Here is a 20,797-nt window from a genome sequence, read left to right on the forward strand (position 1 = left end):
CACGCTCAGCCCTCCGCCGCCGCCTCCTCGCGGCGGACCTGACGCACCGTCTCGTCGAACTCGACGCGGATCTCCTCGTCGTGGTGGTGGGTCAGCAGGCTGACCACGACGGCGACGAGGAGGTTGCCGATGAAGCCCGGCAGGATCTCGTAGTAGTCGAAGATCCCCCCGCTCCTGGCGGCCCACAGCCACACGAGCAGGGCCCCGACCACCATGCCGGCGAGTGCACCCTTGGCCGTGAGCTTGCGCCAGAACAGCGCGAGCAGGACCGTCGGGCCGAACGCCGCGCCGAAGCCCGCCCACGCGAACGCCACGAGCTTGAGGATCGGCGACGTGGTCGACCACGCCAGGGCGGCGGCGATGAGCGAGATGGTGAGGACACCCAGGCGGCCGAGCAGCACGTATGACGCGTCCGACCCCTCGCGGCGCCCGATCACCTTGTAGAGGTCCTCCACCAGCGCCGACGACGTGACGAGCAGCTGGGAGGAGACGGTGCTCATGATCGCGGCGAGCACGGCGGCGAGCATGAACCCGGCGATGATGGGGTGGAACAGGATCTGGCCCATGGCGATGTAGACGGTCTCGGGGTTGGAGATCTTGAGGGCGGGGTTCTGCTGGAAGTAGGCCACGCCGACGAGGGCGGTGGCGATGGCGCCGAGGCAGGACAGCATCATCCAGCCCACGCCGATGCGCCGACCCTGCTTGGTCTCCTCGACCGAGCGGATGGCCATGAACCGCACGATGATGTGCGGCTGACCGAAGTAGCCGAGGCCCCAGGCCAGCGAGCTGACGACGCCGACCGTGGTCGCGCCGGTGACCATGGACAGCGCGTCGGGGTTGACCGCCCGGATCGAGCGCGCCGCCTCCGCCGGGCCGCCCACGGCGAACAGGCCGATGATCGGGACGGCGATGAGCGCGAAGAACATCATCAGGCCCTGCACGAAGTCGGTGTAGCTCACCGCGAGGAAGCCGCCGAACAGGGTGTAGGCCACCGTCACGGCCGTGATGAACAGCATGCCGACGTGGTACTCCATGCCGAAGGACTGCTTCATGAAGACGCCGCTCGCGACCATGCCGGACGAGACGTAGAAGGTGAAGAAGACCAGGATGATGACGCCGGAGACGATCCGGAGCATCCGGGACTTGTCGCGCAGGCGGTTCTCGAGGAAGCTCGGGATGGTGATCGAGTCGCTGGCCACCTTGGTGTAGGCCCGCAGCCGGGGGGCCACGAACTTCCAGTTGAGCCAGGCGCCCACGGTCAGGCCGACGGCGATCCAGGCCTCGACCAGCCCGGTGGCGTAGATCGCGCCGGGCAGACCCATGAGCAGCCAGCCCGACATGTCGGCGGCACCGGCGGACAGGGCGGTCACGGCGGGGCCGAGGCCACGGCCGCCGAGCATGTAGTCCCCCAGACCGACGGTGCGCCGGTAGGCCCAGTAGCCGATGTAGATCATGCCGATCAGGTAGATCACCATCGAGATGATCTGCCAGGTCTGGTCACTCATGGTCGTGACATCCGTTCACCCTCAGGGCGCCCGCTGGTGGCAGACGCCGTTGCGCATGAGTATGCCGCCGATCGGGTGACGACTCGGACGCCGCACAGGCGACGTGGCCGGATCGTGACGCTGACCTCAGTCGTGCTCCCGGCGCTCCCGGCACTCTCGGCGCGGGTGGCTGCCGACGGGTCCCCAGATGGAGGGGATCAGGGGTGGGGGCGTGGTGGTGTGCTGACTGCCGTCGGGGTAGCGGTAGGTGATCGCTGGTGGCGGGTCCCAGCCGGTGTCGTCTGGCCGGTGCTGGAGGCCGTGTGCGGTGTGGCCGGCCGCTTCGCGGGCGTAGTTGTGGGCCTCGCACACCCCGACGCCGTTGCTCGCGCTGGTGGGCCCGCCGTCCCGCCATGCCTGGACGTGGTCGACGTGACGGATGGGCGAGTCGCAGCCTGGGGCGCGGCAGGTCCCGTCGCGCCACACGATCAACCGACGCAACGCGCCGTCGAAGGTGCGACCTCGCGCGTCCAGGGCGACCAGCTGCCCGGTGTCGGGGTGGGTGTACAAGCGGCGCAGGAACACGTCCGCCGCCCGCGCCAGCACGGCCGGGTCGTCCCCGTCGACCCCCTCACCAGGCACGTACCCCGGCCCGGTGTCACCGTCGGGGTGGCTGCCGTGGTGGCGTTCGTCCTGACCGCGCAGCAGCCGGCGCGCGACGGGGGCGGGGACCGGGCCGTAGCCGGGAAGCCACGCCGCGGTGTCCCCGGTCCCGAACGCGGTCAGGTCACTCATCACGACCCCGACCTCGACCGGCATGCACCCGGGCGCTTCCCCGGTGATCCGCTGCACCAGCAGGTCCGCGCGCAGCTGCGACACGCTGCGGGCGTCCCCGGCCGCCTTCGCGGCCTGCGCACCCCGACCCAACGACGCCAGGCAGGCCACGCCCTCCACCAACGGCAGCAACGCCGACAAGCGCATCATCCCGCCCGGGACCGGGCGACCCGACACGTGCCGGTCCGCCACGGCACGGTCGTGGGCCGCGGTCGCCGCGGCCGGGTCCAGCTCGTAGGCGATCGCCCGGGCCCGGGCCTCCAGCTCCCGCACGGTCCACCCCGCCGCGCGCGGGGCGACCTCCTCGTCCACGGTGAGCCGGTCATCACGCCCGACTCCGATCGTGGCCGCCGCGACCGCCCGCACGTGATCGAGCGAGACCAGCCCCCGCCGGTGCAGACCCGCCAGGCGGGGCAGCTCCCGGTCGGCGACCCGCGCCAACCCCAGCCGGAACCCCGCCGCCGACGCCGAGCACCCCAACGCGGCCCCGACCTCCGCGGCGACCCCCGGCGCGCAGGAACCCCGGTCCGACGCGCGCCCAGATGCCTCGCGCTGGTCGTGGCGGTCCTCGTCCAGGGCCAGCATCACCCGCAGCTGCGCGGCCTGCGCCGCCCGCTCCAAACGCTGCAGGGACGCCAGCAACGCGGTCCGATCCGCGTCGGTGAGGGTCTCGTCCAGCACCACCAACCGGTCCACGACCGCGTCCACCCCACCCGCCGACAGCGTCCCGGTCGCGGCGTCGGACAGGGGGGTCAGGTGGCGGCGTGCCGGACCCGCGTCGGGCTGGTGAGCCTCGCGGAGCGGCGCTGTCGTCATACGAACATGATAGCGAAAAATATGACCGGAAACCACCCTTGACCAGCGGAAACACACATCCGCCGAGGCCCTCACCGACCGTCACCACCAGTCGCCAGGAGTACCCGCGCACAGTCTCTCGACCCGGCGCCAAGCCACCCGACGCACCCCTGGCAGCTCTGCCATTCGCCTCCGCCGCGCCTTCGCAATAGAAGCAGATCTTCGGGATAGAACCCGAAGATCTGTGACGGGCGCGAGTGGCCCGGCGGGAACGGCCGTGCAGGCGCGTCAGGAGACGGCGTCCGGGCCGCCCTCGAGCAGGCGCACGAAGCCGGCCTCGTCCAGGATCGGGCGACCGAGCTCCTCGGCCTTGGCGGCCTTGGTGCCGGCGTTGTCGCCGATGACGACGAAGTCGGTCTTCTTGGAGACCGAGCCGGCCGCCTTGCCGCCGCGGGCGATGATCGCCTCCTTGGCCGAGTCGCGCGTGAAGCTCTCGAGCGAGCCCGTGACGACCACGGTGAGACCCTCGAGCGTGCGCTCGATCGAGGCGTCCCGCTCGTCCGCCATACGCACCCCGGAGGCCGCCCAGCGCTCGACGATCTCGCGGTGCCAGTCGACGTCAAACCACTGCACGACCGACTCGGCGATGACGCCGCCGACCCCCTCGACGTCTGCCAGCTCCTCGACCGACGCGGCGCGGATGGCGTCCATCGAGGCGAAGTGCGTGGCGAGCGCCCGCGCCGCGGTCGGCCCGACGTGACGGATCGACAGCGCCACGAGGACGCGCCACAGGGGCTGCTCCTTGGCCTTGTCGAGGTTGTCGACGAGCTTGCGGCCGTTGGCGGACAGGACGTGCCCGTCCACGATCCCCGGCTCGGGCACGGAGTCCGGGTCGGCCAGCTCCTTCTTGGTGGCGGCCCGCGTGTAGAGCGGCACCCGGGCCACGTCCTCGGCGCTCAGGTCGAACAACGTGGACTCGTCGGCGATCACGCCGGAGTCCAGGAGCGCGATCGCGCCCTCCCAGCCGAGCGCCTCGATGTCGAACCCGCCGCGCGATGCCAGGCCGAAGACCCGCTCGCGCAGCTGGCTCGGGCAGGAGCGGGCGTTGGGGCAGCGGATGTCCTTGTCGCCCTCCTTCTCGTAGGCGAGCTCGGTGCCGCACGCCGGGCAGTGCGTCGGCATCACGAACTCCCGCTCGGTGCCGTCGCGCAGGTCGACGACCGGGCCGAGGATCTCGGGGATCACGTCACCGGCCTTGCGCAGCACCACGGTGTCGCCGATGAGCACGCCCTTGCGCACCACCTCGAAGGCGTTGTGCAGCGTGGCCATCTCGACGGTCGAGCCGGCGACCTTGACCGGCTCCATCACGCCGTAGGGCGTGACCCTCCCGGTGCGGCCGACGTTGACCCGGATGTCCAGCAGCGTGGTGTTGACCTCCTCGGGCGGGTACTTGTAGGCGATCGCCCAGCGGGGCGCCCGCGAGGTCGTCCCCAGCCGGCCCTGGAGGGAGATCTCGTCGACCTTGATGACGATGCCGTCGATCTCGTGCTCGACGTCGTGCCGGTGCTCGCCGTAGTAGGCGACGAAGTCCAGCACCTCCTGCGGGCTCGCGAGCACGCGGTAGTGCGAGGACGTCGGGAAGCCCCAGGCCGTCAGCAGCTCGTAGGCCTGGCTCTGGCGCGTGATGGCGAAGCCCGTCCGGGCGCCGACGCCGTGGACCAGCATGTGCAGGGGCCTGGTCGCGGTGATGCGAGAGTCCTTCTGCCGCAACGACCCTGCCGCCGCGTTGCGCGGGTTGGCGAAGGGCGCCTTGCCCTGCTCGACCAGGCTCGCGTTGAGGTCGCCGAAGGCCTCGATGGGGAAGAAGATCTCGCCGCGCACCTCGAGCAGGTCCGGCACGTCGTCGCCGGTGATCCGGTGCGGGATGCCCTCGATCGTGCGGACGTTGGGGGTCACGTCCTCCCCCACGCGCCCGTCGCCGCGCGTGGCGGCCGTGGTCAACCGGCCGCCCTCGTAGAGCAGGTTGATGGCGAGCCCGTCGATCTTGAGCTCGCACAGGTAGTGCGGCGCCCCCTCGAGATCGCGCTCGACCCGGGCCAGCCACTCGGCCAGCTCGTCGGCGGAGAACACGTTGTCCAGGCTGAGCATCCGCTCGCGGTGCTCCACCGGAGCGAAGTCGGTGGCCTGGTGGAAGGTCCCGACGCGCTGGGTCGGGCTGTCGGGCGTGCGCAGGTCGGGGAACTCCTCCTCGAGCTCCTGCAGGCGGCGCATCAGCTGGTCGTAGTCCGCGTCCGACAGCGTCGGCGCGTCCCGGCCGTAGTAGGCCTCCTGCGCCTCGACCACCCGCTGCGCCACGTCGGTCCACTCGTGGCGGGCCTCGACCGAGGCGTCGGCCACCTCGGTCTCGGTCGTCGGGATGTCGGCCTCGTCGTCGGTGACCCCGCGAGCCGGGGACGTGCTCCTCGCCATACGTGCATCGTGCCAGACGGGTCGGACAGACCCCCTGAGCGACCGCGTGCGCCATCATCGTGGGCATGGCGTATGACGAGAACCTGGCCGCCCGCATCCGGGCGTACGTGCAGGACGACCTGGACGTGACGGAGAAGAAGATGTTCGGCGGGCTGGCCTTCCTCGCGTCGGGCAACATGGCCGTGGCCGCCGTCAGCGCCGGCGGGCTCATGCTGCGCTGCGACCCGGAGGAGGCGGACCGGCTGGTGGCCGAGGACGGGGCGAGCCGGATGGTGATGAAGGGCCGCGAGATGCAGAACTGGCTGGTCGTCGACGAGCGCACGCTGGCGACGGACGAGGGGCTGCGCACCTGGCTCGAGGTGGGGCTGGACTTCGCGCGCTCCCTCCCTGCCAAGTGACCTCCGGCGAGTGATGACGCCTTGGGGACGACGCCACGTGGTTGCCGAACGGGGTCAGTGGATTCGCGCAGCGCGCCGGGCGGCGTGCGACGTCGCCCAGCGGTTGCCGAGGCCGATGAGCACGGCCCCCGACAGGACGAACGCGAAGCCCACCAGCGTCCAGGCCGTCACGTGCTCGTCCAGCACGAGCACGCCGAGGAGCACCGACACGACCGGGATGAGATAGGTGACCGAGGTCCCCACCGTCGCCCCGGCGGCCCGCACCACGTCGAACTGCGCGGTGAACGCCCACCCCGTGCCGACCGTCCCGAGCACGAGCACGGCCAGCAGCGGCCACAGGACCGAGCCGCCGGGGCGGGCCAGGTGTGTGGACCACGGCGCCGCGAGGCCGGACCCGCCGAGCGCCCACCACGCCGTGAGCAGCAGCACGAGCTGGCCCGAGGCGCTGACGAGCTGGCCGGCCGGCACGCTCAGCCCGCCCGGGTCGTAGCGCTTGAGGTGCAGCCGGTGCCAGGTCCAGCCGATGCCGTAGCACGTGCCCGCGGCCAGCGTCATCGCGAAGCCCAGCAGGTCCGGCCGCTCGTGCACCGCCCACGGCTGCATGATCACGACGACGCCGAGGAACCCCAGCACCACGCCCGCCAGGCGAGGCAGCGAGTAGTGCTCGTCCCGCACGAACAGCATGGTCAGCACGACGGTGGCGATGGGCGTGACGGCATTGCCGATGCCGGCGAGCGCCGAGCTGACCCGCGTCTCGCCGAGCGCGAACAACGTGAACGGCGCCGTGCACAAGAAGAATCCGACGACCTGCAGGTGGAGCCACGCGCGCCGCTCGCTCGGCAGCCGACCCCGGCCGAGATGCAGCAGGGTCACGACGACCACCGCGCCGGACACCACGCGCAGCGTCGAGATCTGCAGTGGTGCGAGGGCGTCGAGCCCGACCTTCATGAGCAGGAAGCTCGAGCCCCAGATCAGGACGAGCCCGATCCACTTGACCTGCCAGGGGACGCGCGTGGCGCTCACCCCAGGGCCGTCTCGGTGACCGCCTCGGCCACCTGCACCGCCAGGCGCTGCGCGGCGACGGCGTCGGCGGGCGACAGCCCGACCAGGCCGCACGCCGGCGAGATCGTCACCTCCGCGAGGTCGCTGGCCGCGAGCCCAAGCTCGTGCCAGCGGCGCACGAGTCCGTCGTGGACGGCGGCGACGGTGGGCAGCGGCGACGCCGAGGCATAGCTGCCGAGCCAGACGTCGGTGCCCGCCTCGAGGGTGGTGGCGAGCGACTCCCAGCCCTTGGGACCCAGGACGGTGGCGTCGACGGCGAGCGCCGAGGCGCCCGTGGTGCGCAGCAGGGCGAGCGGCGTGCCCTTGGCGCAGCAGTGGACGACCGTATGCCGGTCCCCCGCCGCCTGCAGCACCTCCCCCACGAGGTTGGCGGCGACATACGAGTCGACGGCGGGGATCCGACCGAAGCCGCTGGCGGTGGGCAGGCGACCGGCGAGCACGCCGGGGAGGGACGGCTCGTCGAGCTGCAGCACGACGCGCGCCCCGGGGACGAGGCGCTCCACCTCGGCGACGTGACCCTTGATGCCCTCGGCGAGCGAGCCCGCCAGGTCGCGGACGGCCCCCGGGTCGACGACGCTGCGCTCGCCCCGGTGCAGCCAGACCGACGACGCGAGGGTCCACGGCCCGGCGACCTGCACCTTGAGCTCGCCCTCGTAGCCGTCGAAGGTCTCGGCCAGCTCGTCGAGGTCCTGCCCCCACCACGAGCGTGCGCGGTCGGCGTCGCGTCCGGGCCGGTCGACGAACCGCCAGCCCATCGGCTGCAGGTCGACGTGCAGATCCACGAGCAGCGATGCGGCACGCCCGATCAGGTCGGCCCCGGGCCCGCGGTCGGGCAGCTCGGGCAGGTAGGGCAGCCCGTCCTCGGCGAGCAGCGACCGCACCCCGCGCTGCGTCTCGCGCACGTCGGTGCCCGGCCACGAACCCATGCCTGTCGCTCTCGTCACACCTCGACGGTAGCGCGCTCCGGCATCCGGCTCGCACACGTCGGAAGGCGACAGACGGGGGTCATCCGTCGCGGATCACCCCCGTCTGTCGCCTCTCGAAAAGCGGTTCAGCCCTCGGCCGGGTCCTCGGAGTGCGCTCGCTCGGCATCCTGCTGGCCCTCGGCGTCGCCCTCGACGGCCGTCTCGGTGTGCTGGCGCGAGTCCTCGTCGGCCAGCTCGTGGTTGCGCAGCTCGGTGCCCTGGGGGTCGATGTCCGTCATGGTCATCTCCTTGCCGGTCGTGCGGGCGGCCTTGGGTGCCGTCCGCTGGTGAGGTATGCCGCATACCCGGTCCCGGCGGCCCTCATGCCGTGCACCGCCATCGCGCCAGGTCTCGGCGATGGTGGCGGACCCGACCACGCGGGTCCCGTCGTAGAGCACGACCGACTGGCCGGGCGCGACGCCACGCGTGCGCTCGAGCAGCCGGACCTGCACGCAGTCCCCGTCGACCCAGGCCCGGGCCGGGAGCTCCTCGCCGTGCGCCCGCAGCTGGGCCCCCACCTCGACCTCGCCGGCGGGCGGCGCGCCGCACCAGCGGGCGTGGTCGCCGCGGATCGCGTCGATGCCGAGCAGGTCGGCGGGGCCGATCACGACCTGGTTGCGGGGCACGTCCACGTCGACGACGTAGCGCGGCGCCCCGTCCGCGGCGGGCCGGCCGAGGCGCAGGCCGCGGCGCTGCCCGACCGTGTAGGCGTAGGCGCCCTGGTGGCTGCCGACGACCGAGCCCGTCTCGTCGACGATCTCGCCGGGCTGCTCCCCCAGCCGCTGCGCCAGCCAGCCGCGCGTGTCGCCGTCGGCGATGAAGCAGATGTCGTGCGAGTCGGGCTTCTTGGCCACGGCGAAGCCACGGGCCGCCGCCTCCTCGCGGATCTGCGGCTTGGTGGAGTCGCCGAGGGGGAAGAACGACCGCGCGAGCTGGTCGGCGTCGAGCACCCCGAGGACATAGCTCTGGTCCTTGGCCTGGTCCACGGCGCGGTGCAGCTCGCGCCGCCTCGTCCCGTCGGCACCGGTGGTCTCCACGACCTGCGCGTAGTGCCCCGTCGCCACGCCGTCGAAGCCCAGCGCCAGCGCCTTGTCGAGCAAGGCAGCGGACTTGATGCGCTCGTTGCAGCGCAGGCAGGGGTTGGGGGTCCGGCCGGCGGCATACTCCTGGACGAAGTCGTCGACGACGTCGGCCTTGAACCGCGCGGCCATGTCCCAGACGTAGAACGGGATCCCGAGCCGGTCGGCCACCCGGCGGGCGTCGCCCGCGTCCTCGAGCGTGCAGCAGCCGCGGGCAGACTCGCGCAGCGTGGCGGCGGACGTGGACAGCGCGAGGTGGACGCCCACGACGTCGTGCCCGGCCTCGAGCATGCGCGACGCGGCGACGGCCGAGTCGACGCCCCCGCTCATGGCGGCGACGATGCGCATCAGCTCGCGACCTCCGCGTCGGTCAGGTCGACCCGCGGGGCCTGGGCGGCCTCGGTCGAGGGCTCGGCGGTCTCGGCGGTCTCGGCGGTCTCGGCAGGCTCGGCCCTCTCAGACGCAGAGGTCTCGCGCGGCGCCTCCCCCGACAGCGACCCGGCGCGCCGGGCCCGCTCCACCGCGCCGGGCAGGGCGGCGAGGGCGCGCTCGACGTCGGCCTCGGTCGAGGTGTGGCCGAGGGTGAGGCGCAGGGCTCCCCGCGCCTCGGTCTCGCTGAGCCCCATGGCGAGCAGCACGTGCGAGGGCTGCGGCACGCCGGCGTGGCAGGCCGAGCCCGTGGAGCAGAGCACGCCGGCCGCGTCCATGAGATAGAGCAACGAGTCGCCCTCGCAGCCGGGCACGAGCAGGTGGGCGTTGCCGGGCAGCCGGCGGGTCGCGTCGCCCGGCTCCCAGTCCCCGCCGACGCGGATGCCGAGCCCCAGGGCGAGCGCCCCGTGCAGGAGCCGGTCGCGCAGCGCCACGAGCCGCTCCGTCTCGGACTCCCTCGACCGGCAGGCGATCTCGAGCGCCGTGGCCAGGCCGACGATGCCGGCGGTGTCGAGGGTGCCCGACCGGATCTGGCGCTCCTGGCCCCCACCGTGGGTGAGCGGCGAGACGGCGGCGTCGCGGCGCACCAGCAGCGCCCCGGTGCCGACGGGCCCGCCGAGCTTGTGCGCGGTGAGCGAGAGCAGGGTGGCGCCCGACTCCGCGAAGCCCACCGGCACGTGCCCCACCGCCTGCACGGCGTCGGTGTGCACGGGGATGCCGTGCGCGGCGGCGACCGCGGCCACCTCGGCGACCGGCTGGATCGTGCCGACCTCGTTGTTGGCCCACATCAGCGAGACGAGGGCGACCGAGCCGGGGTCGTCCTCGATGGCGGCGCGGGCCTGGTCGAGACGCACCCGACCGGTCTCGTCGACCTCGAGCCAGGTCACCTCGGCGTCCTCGTGCGTGACGAGGTGCTCCACGGCGTCCAGGACGGCGGGGTGCTCGACGGTGCTGGTCAGGACGCGTCGGCGGGCGGGGTCGGCGGCCCGACGCGCGCGATAGCCCCCGATGACCGCCAGGTTGTCGGCCTCGGTCCCGCCGGAGGTGAAGACCACCTCCGAGGGGCGGGCCCCGACCGCCTCGGCGATCTGCTCGCGGCACTCCTCGACGACGCGGCGGGCCGCACGGCCGGCGGTGTGCAGGCTGGACGGGTTGCCGACCACGGCGCGACGGGCCGCGACGGCCTCGATCACCTCCGGGTGGACGGCGGTCGTGGCGGCGTGGTCGAGATAGGCGTAGTCCTGCAGCACGCCCTCGAGTCTACGGGCGCGGTCGGACCGGGTGGCGACGGTGCAGGTCGGCGATGAGGCCCACCACGCCCACGGCGTCGGCCGGGTCGACCGGCACCTCACCCCTCCCCTGCAGGGCGTCGGCCAGCTCGGCGTAGAAGCGCGGGTAGTCCCCCCGCTCCAGCGGCACGGCCTCGTCGCCGGCGTCGGTGGTGAGCACGCTCCCCCGCTCGGACCCGGCGATCCCGAAGTCGCCGTCGCTCGGCGAGGCACCCGCCCCGAGTGCCTTCTCCTGACCGTCGAGGCCGTAGCAGGTCCAGGCGCCCTCGGTGCCGAGCGCCCGCATCCGCGGTCCGGGCCGGCGCGCCTGGGTGCTCGCGGTGAGGTGGCTGACGACACCGGACTCGTGCCGCAGCACCACGACCGCGTCGTCGTCCGAGAGGGCACCCGCGCGAAGCGCCCGCAGGACGGCATACGAGCCCTCGACCGGACCGGCGAGCTGGACGGCCTGGTCGATCAGGTGCGGTCCGAGGTCGTAGAGCACGCCGCCGCCCTCGGCGGGGCTGGCGCCGGCCTTCCACGCCTTGGTGACCGTGGGCTTCCAGACCTCGAACGACGACTCGATCCGCACGAGCTCACCGAGCCGCCCCTCGCGCAGCAGCCGCCGGGCCGTGAGGAAGTCGCCGTCGAACCGGCGGTTGTGAAAGACGGTGAGCGGCACCCCGGTCCGCGCCTGGGTGGCCAGGAGCTCGGCGCCCTCCGCGGCCGTCGTGCAGGCCGGCTTGTCGAGGACGCAGGCCAGACCGTGCTCGAGAGCCTGTATGCCGAACCGCGCGTGGGTCTCGCCCGGTGTGGCCACGACCGCGAGGTCCAGGTCGCCGGCCCGCTCCCACACGGCGTCGGCGTCCGGGACGATCTCGACACCGGGATGGGCGCTGCGGGCCGCCTCCGCGCGCTCGGGCGACGAGGTCATGACGACGGTGACGGCATACCGGGGGTCGGCGGCCAGCAGGGGGCCGTGGAAGACGCTGCCGGCGAGGCCGTGGCCGAGCAGGGCGACCCGGACGGGACGGTCGGTGGGCAGGGGCTGCCAGGTGCGGGTGCGGTCGTCGGTCACGCCGTCAGGCTATCGACGCGCACACGATGGCGCTCACCGCGAGCATCGCGGACGCGGCGACGATGGCCCCCGGGTGCAGGCCCTGCTCGACCGCGATCGCGCGCAGCGACCCCGGCGTGATGGCGTCGAGCACCAGGAAGCTCACGGCCTGCAGGGCGATCCCGAGGATCCCGAAGGCCAGCGTCCAGGCCAGCGCCGCGCCGAAGCCGGCGCTGCCGTTGGTCCAGATCGTCGTGAAGGCGATCGCCCCGAGCCCGAGGAACTCCGCACCCACGATGAGGGCCGCGTTGATCGACCGCTCGGTGTAGATGCGCTCGCCGAGCCGCCCCGGCGTGAGGAGGTCCATCGTGACGAATCCCCCTGCCAGCAGGGCGATCCCGGCCAGGCAGTAGACAGCGGCATACAGCAGAGACTCGAGCATGTCGGTCATCGTCGGGATCCCCTCCGGTCGTCGTCGACCCATGCCGTGCGCTGGGCCTCGCTGGGTGGTGCGGTGTCGATCAGGTGCGGCACGAAGCGCGCGTCGTAGTCGGTGATCCAGCCGTCGCTCTCGCGGATGCCGACGCCCGCGGCGCGCCCGTCGACGACCCAGCTGCCGAGCACGACCTTGTTGCCGTCGAGCTCGGGCAGCGGGCACCACTGCTGGTAGCACCAGCCCTCGGCGCCGTAGCCGCCGGGCTGCTCGTGCTCGATCCCCTCGGCGTGGATGCGGATGTTGTCACCCTCGCGCCCGTGCAGCGGTTTGGCGACCCACTCGGTCAGCTCACGCGGCTCGTCGAGGTAGGCCGGCAGCAGCAGCTCGTGCCCCGGGTAGAGGTGCCACAGGGCGGCCAGCAGCGCCTTGTTGGACAGCAGCACCTTCCACGGCGGCTCGATCCACGTGGTGCCGTACATCGGGTTGGGGCGCGGCTCGACCCAGCGGCCGAACGGCTCGCGGAGCATGTCCTCCCACGGGTAGAGCTTGAAGCAGGTGCGGAGCATCCGCGCCTCGTGCCCGACGAAGTACTCGGCCGCCTCGTTGTAGCCGATCTGCCCCATCGTGATGCCCTGCGTCGCGAGCCCGGCCTGCTCGGCCGTGTCGCGCAGGTAGGTCACGGTCATCCACTCCTCGCCGGTGGTCTCGCCCTCGTGGTGGGCGAACCAGACCGGCTGGGTGATGCGCGGCGCCAGGTCCTGCCACGCGGCGATCAGCCTCTCGTGCACGGAGTTCCACTGGTCGCGGTCGGGGTGGGTGTCCTCGAGCCAGAACCACTGGATCACCGAGGACTCGAGCAGCCCGGTGGGGGTGTCGGCGTTGTACTCCAGCAGCTTGGGCGGTCCCTCGCCGTCGTGGCGCAGGTCGAACCGGCCGTAGAGGGACGGGGTGGCGGCGTCGAGCGAGGCCTGCGCGAGCCGCAGCGACCCCTCGGGGAGCCCGAGGTCGCCCATCGCTCCGGTGGCGAGGTGGCGGGCGGCCTCGAGGCACATGCCGTGCAGCTGCTCGGTGGCGGCCTCGAGCTGGTCGACCTCGGCGGCGGTGAGGGCGTAGTAGGCCTCTTCGTACCAGTAGGGGCGCTCGGTGCCGTCGGGCCGGACGGTGACGGGATAGACCAGCCCCTGAGACTCGACCGTCTCCCGCCAGCCGGTCCGCGGCTCCGAGGGGACGCGCCGCATCAGCTGCTGCCCTTGCTGCCGGACCCGCCGAAGCCGCCCCGCGAGATGGTCGTGGTCTTGCCGCCCTTGACCTTCGACGCGTCGAGGGTCGTGCCGTTGCGGTCGACACCGCCGCGGACGTAGGAGTGGTTGGACGGTGCGCTGAAGCTGCCGCCGCTGACGGCGCCCCCAACCCGCGGGACCCGCGCACCGTTGTTGTAGTAGTAGTAGCCCGGGCCGCGAAGGCCGCCGAGCAGCAGGACCCCGCCGCCACCCCGCCTGTGCTGGGCCTCGCACTCCGCCTCGGTGTAGGGCTGGCCGTTGGGCTTGCGCAGCGGCTTGCCCGTGCGTGGGTCGAGGCACTGGTCGCAGTAGCGGTCCTCGACGCGGGTGTTGGTGTCGGGGTCGACGCAGACCCCGGCCGACGTGGGGCGGGTGCCCGACGAGCAGCCGGTGATCGCACCCGCCAGGACGGCCGTCATCCCAAGCACCACGACCTGGGACCGTCGCGTGGTCATGTGAATCCCCCTCCGCACCGCTGCACTGCTGCTGACGTCCTCTGGTGGACGTCGTGGCCCCGCCGGGCGGTTCCCACCCTAGAGGCCGTATGACGAAGATCGGGGCCGCCTTCACGCGTGCGCGTGGCGGCGGCCCCGGATCGACCTGGGGGAGGTCAGCGCTTCTTGACGGCCTCGGTGGCCTGGGGCAGGACGCTGAACAGGTCGCCCACGACGCCGAAGTCGACGAGCTCGAAGATCGGCGCCTCCTCGTCCTTGTTGACGGCGACGATCGTCTTGGACGTCTGCATGCCCGCCCGGTGCTGGATCGCGCCGGAGATGCCGCACGCGACGTAGAGCTGCGGCGACACCTGCTTGCCGGTCTGGCCGACCTGCGAGGAGTGCGGGTACCACCCGGCGTCGACGGCCGCGCGCGAGGCGCCGACGGCGGCCTTCATCGAGTCGGCGAACTCCTCGACCTTGGCGAAGTCGCCGCCCGTGCCACGACCGCCGGAGACGACGATCTGCGCGGTGGACAGGTCCGGACGGCCCGTCGACTGCTTGGGCTGGCTGTCGACGATGCGGGCGCCCTTGGACGCGTCGGAGATCTCCGCCGCGACGGACTCCTGCGCGGCCGCACCCTGGGACGCCTCGGGGGCGACCGAGCCGGGCTTGACCGTCACGAAGGTCGGGCCCTTGGTGCCGGTGGCCCGGACGGTCCAGTTGCCGGCGAAGACGGACTGCGTCGTGAGGACGCCGTTGCCGCCGGACTCCACGTCGATCGCGTCGGTGAGGACGCCACCGTCGCAGCGGACCGCGAGGCGACCCGCGACCTCCTTGGCGTTGGTGCCGGTGGTCATCAGCACCGCCATCGGCGACGCCTGCGCGACGACCGCGGCCAAGGCGTCGACCGTCGGGCCGACGAGGTACTGCGCGATCTGCTCGTCGGCGTTGACGTAGACCTTCTCCGCGCCGTACTTGGCGAGGACGGGCAGGGCGGTCTCGACGCCCTTGCCGAGGAAGACGGCGCTCGGCTCGCCGATGCGGCGCGCGAGCGTCAGCAGCTCGGCGGACGTCTTCTTGAGCTTGCCGTCGGTGTGGTCGACCAGTACGAGAACTTCAGCCATGTCAGTGAACTCCTTTGTCGCCGTGGCCGGCTCAGATGAACTTCTTGGACGCGAGGAACTCGGCGAGCTGCGTGCCGCCCTCGCCCTCGTCCTTGACGATCGTGCCCTGCTCGCGCGGTGGGCGCGGCGTGGCCTGCTCGACCTTGGTCGACGCGGCCTCGAGGCCCACCTGGGCGGGCTCGATGCCGAGGTCGGCGAGCGACCAGGTCTCCACGGGCTTCTTCTTGGCGGCCATGATCCCCTTGAAGGAGGGGTAGCGCGGCTCGTTGCCGGTCTGGTCGGTGACCGAGACGACGGCGGGCAGGGATGCCTCGATGCGCTCGGTGGCGGTGTCGCCGTCGCGGCGGATCGTCACCGAGGAGCCCTCGACGGTGAGCTCGGACGCCAGCGTCACCTGGGGCAGCCCCAGACGCTCGGCGACCATGGCCGGGACGACGCTCATGGCGCCGTCGGTCGACGCCATCCCGAACATCACGAGGTCGGGCTGGCCGACCTTCTTGATGGCCTCGGCGAGGACGAGGGAGGTGGCGACCGAGTCGCTGCCGTGCAGCGCCTCGTCGTTGACGTGGACGCCCTTGTCCGCGCCCATCTGCAGGGCCTTCTTGACGGCGTCGGCGGCGGCGTCCGGGCCCATCGTGATGACGGTCAGGGTGCCCTCGCCCGCCTCGATGATCCGCAGCGCCTCCTCGACGGGGTACTCGTCGAGCTCGGACATGAGGCCGTCGACGGCCTGGCGGTCGGTGGTCCAGTCGGTGTCGTCGAAGCCGCGGTCGCCCTGGGCGTCCGGCACGTGCTTGACGCAGACAACGATGTCCATGCGTGCGGGTCCTCTTCTCTCGGTGCTCGCGGCGTGCGCCAGGACGGCGACGCCGCACGGTTGGCATTGTGCCCTGACGGGACGCGCCGGCGCAGTGGTGGTCACCACACCGGCGGACGTCACGCCCGGGCCTCCCCCTACTTTACCCGCTGGTAACTTCACTGGCGGACGTTCGGGGGAACGGGCGCGCCCCTCCCGAGGGAGGGCAGGGGCGCGACGGCATACGGCCGGAGGGGCTCAGGACTGCTGGAGCCCGCCCTGGCCGAGGTCGCCCTGGCCGTCGCCCTCCTCGTCGAGCTGGACCTGACCGGTGGCGATCTGGTGCCAGGTCTGGACGGCCGCGAGGACGACGGAGGTCGTCATGGGCAGTAGGACCTTGAGGTCGGTGCCCGGGAGCATGACGTGCTCGGCGGTCACGACGAGGGTGCCGCCGGCGAGGCCGGCCTTGACGACGCTCATGCGCAAGGACAGCTCGTTGCAGGCACGCAGCTGGGCCAGCTCGTCGGCGGGGACGTCCTCGCCGATCTGCCACTGCCCGAAGACGCGCATGATGGTGACGTCGCCCTCGATGCACCGGACGAACAGCTGCTGGCCCTGCACCTTGTAGGCGACGTCGCCGTCGGCGTCGAGGTCCGCCATGAGCCCGTCGTCGTGGAGGGCGGAGAGGACCTGGCCGCGCAGCGGGTGCTCGTCGGCAGGCGGCGGGAAGTTGGGGAGGGAGGTGGGATCCGTCATGGCTCCACCGTAACGTCACGGACTGGCCCGAGCCATCCTCGCCCCCCGAGCGTCCGCGCCGTCCGGCGCGCGGCCCGCCCTACACTCGGCGCCATGGCCCCGACCACGACCGACCACACCCCTGCCCTCGGCGTCACGCTCCGGGTGGATCCCGTCTCGGGGGTGGACGTGGCGGACGTCGCGGTCCACGCCGGGCACGCCGACGCCGTCGAGCTGTGCCTCTTCGACCCCGAGGACCGGACGGGCGCCTCGGAGCGGCGGATCCCGTTGCGGCACAGGGCCTTCGGCACGTGGTTCGACACCGTTCCCGGAGTGCGCGCGGGGCAGCGCTACGGCTACCGGGTGCACGGGCCGTGGCGCCCGTGGGAGGGCCACCGGCACAACCCCGCCAAGCTGCTCCTCGACCCCTACGCCCGCGCCGTGGAGGGCGCCGTGACCTGGCGGCCCGAGGTCTACGGCCACTCGGTCGACGCCTCGCTGCACGGCGACATCGACGTGATCGACCCCCGCGACAGCGCGCCCTTCGTCCCCCGCGGCGTCGTCGTCGACGGCCGGTTCGAGTGGGAGGGGGACGCCCACCCGCGCAACCCCATCTCCTCGACCGTCCTCTACGAGGCCCACGTCCGCAGCCTCACGGCCCGCCTGCCCGGCGTCCCCGAGCACCTGCGCGGGACGTATGCCGGGATCGCGCACCCCGCCACCATCGCCCACCTCACGCGGATCGGGATCACGGCCCTGGAGCTGCTGCCCGTCCACGCCTTCGAGTCCGAGCCGCAGCTCGTGCAGCGCGGCCTGGCCAACTACTGGGGCTACAACACGCTCGGCTTCTTCGCCCCGCACGCGCCGTATGCCGCCGCGACCAACCCCCAGGGCGTGCTCGCCGAGTTCAAGGGGATGGTCAAGGCCCTGCACCGCGCGGGCATCGAGGTCATCCTCGACGTGGTCTACAACCACACCTGCGAGCAGAGCGTCGACGGGGCCACGCTGTCGCTGCGCGGGCTGGACGCGGCGACCTACTACCGCCTCGACGGGCGCGGCCGGGACGTCGACGTCACCGGTTGCGGCAACACGCTCGACACGCGCCACATCGTCCCCATGCGCCTGGTCCTGGACTCGCTGCGCTACTGGGTGACCGAGTGCCACGTCGACGGCTTCCGGTTCGACCTCGCGGTGGCGCTCGGGCGGGGCAAGGACGACGGCTACGACCCCGACCACCCCTTCCTCATGGCGCTGCGCTCGGACCCGGTGCTCTCGCGCACCAAGCTCATCGCCGAGCCCTGGGACATCGGCTTCAACGGCTGGCGCACCGGCCAGTTCCCCCCGCCGTTCGCCGAGTGGAACGACCGCTTCCGCGACGACATGCGGACCTTCTGGCTCGTCGACCAGGCGCGCAGCGCGCACGGCCAGTCCGGCCACGGCGTCTCGCACCTCGCCACCCGGCTCGTGGGGTCGGAGGACCTCTTCCGCCACCACGACCGCAGCCCCGTCGCCTCGGTCAACTTCGTCGCGGCGCACGACGGCTTCACGCTGGCCGACCTCACGGCATACGACGTCAAGCACAACGGCGCCAACGGCGAGAACAACCGCGACGGCACCGACAACAACCGGTCCTGGAACCACGGCGCCGAGGGGCCCGCCGACCCCGGGACCCAGGCGCGGCGGCGCCGCTCGATGCGCAACCTGCTCGGCACGTTGTTCGTCGCGGCCGGCGTCCCGATGCTCTGCGCGGGCGACGAGCTCGGCCGCTCCCAGCGCGGCAACAACAACGCCTACTGCCAGGACAACGGCGCCTCGTGGGTCGACTGGTCGCTGCAGCCGTGGCAGGAGGACCTGGTCGAGACGACGAGCTGGCTGGCCCGGATGCGGCGCGAGCACCCCGCGCTACGGCAGCGGCACTTCTTCGGCGGGCGGGCGCCCCACCCGGACGGCACGGCGGACCTCATGTGGTACGCGCTCAACGGGGAGCCGATGACCGCCGCCCGCTGGGACGACCCGGGCAACGCGACGCTGCTCACCTACATCGACGGGGACTGCGTCGAGGACGAGTCCTTCCTGCTGTGCTTCCACGGGTCGGCGCACGACATCACGGTCACGCTCCCCCACGCCGACGCGGTCAAGGCCTACCGCCTGATGTGGGACAGCGCGTGGGAGCGGCCGGACGCCGCGGGCGAGCGGCTCGTCCCGGGCCAGGAACGCGTCACGTCGGGGCCGTCGATGCAGATCTTCCGCGCCATCCGCTGATCCCCTCCGGACGGAGGGGCGGAGGCGTTCACCGGCGGGCCATGCGCAGGACCGCGAGAGACCGTTGCCCCGTCATACGGCGGACGCCCCACGCCCCTAGCCTCCCTGCATGACTCGCACCCGCCGCCCCGCGGTCGTCCTCGCCGCCGTCGCCGTCCCGGCCGCGCTCGTCGCCGCCGCCACGGCCGTCCCCGCGTCCGCGACCTCCGTCCCCGCGACCTCCGTCCCCGCGACCTCCGTCCCCGAGCACCGCCACCCACGACCGGGCTCCCCGACCGCTCTGCACCTCGGCGCGCCGGGGTTACCGGAGTCCCGGGTCACGACCCCGGTCCAGCGAGGCGTCACCCGCACCGTCGTCACGCGCGGCACCGCCGACCCCGCCCTCCGCTGGGTGGTGGAGGTCAACATGCCCGCCCTCGGGAGCAGCAACGACCCCGACACCCCGACCCGGTCCATCCAGGACCGGGCCGCCGCCGACGCGCAGCGGGCCCGGCTGGCCGGCGCCGGTTTCCCCGCCGTCGTGGAGGAGGTCCGTCGTCCCGCGGCCGCCGACGTGCCGGCCGGGGTCCTCGGCTACCGCCTGCGGCTCGTCGAGCGCACGGCGGACAAGGCGGCGGCCGACGCGCTCGTGGCCCGTCTCAAGGCGGCCGGGTTCGCGTCCCGATCGTGGTACTCCGGCTGGGACGGCGACGTCGCGGCCAAGGGCCCGTGGACCGTCAACGTGATCACCATCGACCCCCGCACCTTCCGCGGTCGGCTCGGCGCGACCTACGGCCCCGACCTGGAGCGCCGCGAGAAGACCAGCGCGCTGGCCGGGTTCACGCGCGCCACGGCGGCCATCAACGCCGGCTTCTTCGTCATGGACCCGACCGCCGGCGCCGAGGGCGACCCCGCCGGAGCGGCCGTGTATGACGGACGGCTGCTGTCCGAGACCGTCGTCGGACGGCCCGCGCTCGCTCTGGACCCCAAGGCGCGGCACACCCGCGTGGTCAATCCGGTCTGGACGGGCGAGCTCGTCCACGCCCAGGGTCGCGTGCGGCTCGACGGGATCAACCGCGTGATCGGCCTCATCCGCAACTGCGGCGGAGACCTGACCGATCTGCCCACGGCCCTGCCGCTGCACGACGTCACCTGCCGCGACTCGGCCGAGGCCGTGGCGTACACCCGTGAGTTCGGGGCCCGCACCCCGTCGGGCCGGGGCGCCGAGGTCGTGCTCCACCGCGGCCGCGTCATCGCCGTGCACACGTCTCGGGGGACGGTCCTCGGGCGGGGGCAGACCTCGGTGCAGGCCACCGGACAGACGGCCGCTGCCCTGGCGCGGCTGCGCGTCGGTGACCGGGCAGGGGTCGAGCAGGCTCTGACCGACGACGGCCGCCGCCTCGACCGCAAGGGAACGACCGTGGTCAACGGCGGACCCGAGCTCGTCCGCGACGGAGCGCTGCACGTCACGCAGAAGCGCGACGGGATGCACCAGCCCGACAACCCCAGCTTCGACTACGGGTGGGTGCTGCAGCGCAACCCCCGCACCTTCGCCGGCGTGGACCGCGCCGGACGCACGATGCTGGTGACGGTCGACGGCCGCCAGCTCGGCGAGCTCGGGCTGTCGATCCCCGAGGCGGCCCAGGTGGCCAAGGACCTGGGGATGGTCGACGCGATCAACCTGGACGGCGGCGGGTCGACGGCGATGGTCGTGCGGGGCCGGCTGGTGACCCACCCGTCCGACGCGACGGGCGAGCGGCCGGTCGGGGACGCGATCGTCGTCCGCTGACCCCACCATCGCCTCTCCCCCGTCTGGGTAGCCGACCCCGTCTGGGTGGCCGTCCCCCGTCTAGGTAGCCGATCCCCGTCAAGGTGGCCGTCCCCCGTCTAGGGCGTGTCTCCCAATGG

Annotated in this window: 16 protein-coding genes and 1 pseudogene; 3 read left to right on the top strand and 14 right to left on the bottom strand. The window is 72.9% G+C overall.

Annotated features, from left to right (window positions below):
- Positions 1-5: 5 nt before the first annotated feature.
- From putP to ligA, 3 genes are all read right to left on the bottom strand, one after another.
- On the bottom strand, positions 6-1,505 hold the full coding sequence (putP, locus tag B4E97_RS04905; protein WP_286958915.1) for a sodium/proline symporter PutP: 1,500 nt from the start codon (positions 1,503-1,505) through the stop codon (positions 6-8).
- A 126-nt stretch (positions 1,506-1,631) separates the two neighbouring features.
- A complete protein-coding gene (locus B4E97_RS04910) occupies positions 1,632-3,134 on the bottom strand; it encodes an HNH endonuclease signature motif containing protein (RefSeq protein WP_286958916.1) in 1,503 nt (500 codons plus the stop codon).
- Positions 3,135-3,401: 267 nt separating this feature from the next.
- The gene (gene ligA / locus B4E97_RS04915) at positions 3,402-5,582 is read right to left on the bottom strand and encodes an NAD-dependent DNA ligase LigA (RefSeq protein WP_286958917.1); all 2,181 of its coding nucleotides are present in this window, start codon (positions 5,580-5,582) and stop codon (positions 3,402-3,404) included.
- A gap of 65 nt (positions 5,583-5,647) precedes the next feature.
- On the opposite strand from ligA, the gene B4E97_RS04920 reads away from it, so the two are divergent.
- Complete coding sequence (locus B4E97_RS04920) at positions 5,648-5,980, top strand: TfoX/Sxy family protein (RefSeq protein WP_029212264.1); 333 nt, start codon at positions 5,648-5,650, stop codon at positions 5,978-5,980.
- A 54-nt stretch (positions 5,981-6,034) separates the two neighbouring features.
- Here B4E97_RS04920 and B4E97_RS04925 read toward each other — a convergent pair whose 3' ends face one another.
- The 11 genes and pseudogenes from B4E97_RS04925 to B4E97_RS04975 form a co-directional block, all read right to left on the bottom strand.
- On the bottom strand, positions 6,035-7,003 hold the full coding sequence (locus tag B4E97_RS04925) for a DMT family transporter (RefSeq protein ID WP_286958919.1): 969 nt from the start codon (positions 7,001-7,003) through the stop codon (positions 6,035-6,037).
- Complete coding sequence (locus B4E97_RS04930; protein ID WP_286958920.1) at positions 7,000-7,986, bottom strand: methionine synthase; 987 nt, start codon at positions 7,984-7,986, stop codon at positions 7,000-7,002. The genes B4E97_RS04925 and B4E97_RS04930 overlap by 4 nt, the downstream gene beginning before the upstream one ends.
- 362 nt (positions 7,987-8,348) lie before the next feature.
- Positions 8,349-9,434: pseudogene (gene mnmA / locus B4E97_RS04935) on the bottom strand (tRNA 2-thiouridine(34) synthase MnmA); the annotation flags it as partial.
- Positions 9,434-10,765 (bottom strand): cysteine desulfurase family protein, encoded by a 1,332-nt coding sequence (locus B4E97_RS04940; protein WP_286958921.1) that lies wholly within the window; start codon positions 10,763-10,765, stop codon positions 9,434-9,436. The pseudogene mnmA and the gene B4E97_RS04940, both read right to left, overlap by 1 nt.
- 10 nt (positions 10,766-10,775) lie before the next feature.
- On the bottom strand, positions 10,776-11,861 hold the full coding sequence (locus tag B4E97_RS04945) for a Gfo/Idh/MocA family protein (RefSeq protein WP_286958922.1): 1,086 nt from the start codon (positions 11,859-11,861) through the stop codon (positions 10,776-10,778).
- A 4-nt stretch (positions 11,862-11,865) separates the two neighbouring features.
- Positions 11,866-12,291 carry a DUF350 domain-containing protein gene (locus B4E97_RS04950; RefSeq protein WP_019285600.1) on the bottom strand — a complete coding sequence of 142 codons (426 nt, stop codon included), beginning with the start codon at positions 12,289-12,291 and terminating at the stop codon, positions 11,866-11,868.
- Positions 12,288-13,514 (bottom strand): glutathionylspermidine synthase family protein, encoded by a 1,227-nt coding sequence (locus tag B4E97_RS04955; RefSeq protein ID WP_286958923.1) that lies wholly within the window; start codon positions 13,512-13,514, stop codon positions 12,288-12,290. The genes B4E97_RS04950 and B4E97_RS04955 overlap by 4 nt, the downstream gene beginning before the upstream one ends.
- Positions 13,514-14,011 (bottom strand): hypothetical protein, encoded by a 498-nt coding sequence (locus tag B4E97_RS04960; RefSeq protein ID WP_019285602.1) that lies wholly within the window; start codon positions 14,009-14,011, stop codon positions 13,514-13,516. Before B4E97_RS04960 ends, B4E97_RS04955 begins: the two co-directional genes overlap by 1 nt.
- A 155-nt stretch (positions 14,012-14,166) precedes the next feature.
- Positions 14,167-15,117 carry an electron transfer flavoprotein subunit alpha/FixB family protein gene (locus B4E97_RS04965; protein ID WP_286958924.1) on the bottom strand — a complete coding sequence of 317 codons (951 nt, stop codon included), beginning with the start codon at positions 15,115-15,117 and terminating at the stop codon, positions 14,167-14,169.
- A gap of 31 nt (positions 15,118-15,148) precedes the next feature.
- A complete protein-coding gene (locus B4E97_RS04970; protein ID WP_019285604.1) occupies positions 15,149-15,934 on the bottom strand; it encodes an electron transfer flavoprotein subunit beta/FixA family protein in 786 nt (261 codons plus the stop codon).
- A 237-nt stretch (positions 15,935-16,171) separates the two neighbouring features.
- Positions 16,172-16,669 carry a T3SS (YopN, CesT) and YbjN peptide-binding chaperone 1 gene (locus B4E97_RS04975; RefSeq protein ID WP_286958925.1) on the bottom strand — a complete coding sequence of 166 codons (498 nt, stop codon included), beginning with the start codon at positions 16,667-16,669 and terminating at the stop codon, positions 16,172-16,174.
- A 93-nt stretch (positions 16,670-16,762) separates the two neighbouring features.
- Here B4E97_RS04975 and glgX point away from each other — a divergent pair, with 93 nt between their 5' ends.
- Together glgX and B4E97_RS04985 are read left to right on the top strand one after the other, a co-directional pair.
- Entirely contained in the window at positions 16,763-18,910 is a 2,148-nt protein-coding gene (gene glgX / locus B4E97_RS04980; RefSeq protein WP_286958926.1) for a glycogen debranching protein GlgX, read from the top strand.
- A 109-nt stretch (positions 18,911-19,019) separates the two neighbouring features.
- A complete protein-coding gene (locus B4E97_RS04985; RefSeq protein WP_286958927.1) occupies positions 19,020-20,678 on the top strand; it encodes a phosphodiester glycosidase family protein in 1,659 nt (552 codons plus the stop codon).
- Positions 20,679-20,797: the final 119 nt, after the last annotated feature.

The sequence above is a fragment of the Arsenicicoccus sp. UBA7492 genome (assembly GCF_002479615.1).
GTDB classification, from domain to species: domain Bacteria; phylum Actinomycetota; class Actinomycetes; order Actinomycetales; family Dermatophilaceae; genus Arsenicicoccus; species Arsenicicoccus bolidensis.

Bases quoted from the DNA above. Each gene is read 5' to 3' on its own strand.
- putP (WP_286958915.1), bottom strand. From the start codon at position 1,505: ATGAGTGACCAGACCTGGCAGATCATCTCGATGGTGATCTACCTGATC.
- B4E97_RS04910 (WP_286958916.1), bottom strand. From the start codon at position 3,134: ATGACGACAGCGCCGCTCCGCGAGGCTCACCAGCCCGACGCGGGTCCG.
- ligA (WP_286958917.1), bottom strand. From the start codon at position 5,582: ATGGCGAGGAGCACGTCCCCGGCTCGCGGGGTCACCGACGACGAGGCC.
- B4E97_RS04920 (WP_029212264.1), top strand. From the start codon at position 5,648: ATGGCGTATGACGAGAACCTGGCCGCCCGCATCCGGGCGTACGTGCAG.
- B4E97_RS04950 (WP_019285600.1), bottom strand. From the start codon at position 12,291: ATGACCGACATGCTCGAGTCTCTGCTGTATGCCGCTGTCTACTGCCTG.
- B4E97_RS04955 (WP_286958923.1), bottom strand. From the start codon at position 13,514: ATGCGGCGCGTCCCCTCGGAGCCGCGGACCGGCTGGCGGGAGACGGTC.
- B4E97_RS04960 (WP_019285602.1), bottom strand. From the start codon at position 14,011: ATGACCACGCGACGGTCCCAGGTCGTGGTGCTTGGGATGACGGCCGTC.
- B4E97_RS04965 (WP_286958924.1), bottom strand. From the start codon at position 15,117: ATGGCTGAAGTTCTCGTACTGGTCGACCACACCGACGGCAAGCTCAAG.
- B4E97_RS04970 (WP_019285604.1), bottom strand. From the start codon at position 15,934: ATGGACATCGTTGTCTGCGTCAAGCACGTGCCGGACGCCCAGGGCGAC.
- B4E97_RS04975 (WP_286958925.1), bottom strand. From the start codon at position 16,669: ATGACGGATCCCACCTCCCTCCCCAACTTCCCGCCGCCTGCCGACGAG.
- glgX (WP_286958926.1), top strand. From the start codon at position 16,763: ATGGCCCCGACCACGACCGACCACACCCCTGCCCTCGGCGTCACGCTC.
- B4E97_RS04985 (WP_286958927.1), top strand. From the start codon at position 19,020: ATGACTCGCACCCGCCGCCCCGCGGTCGTCCTCGCCGCCGTCGCCGTC.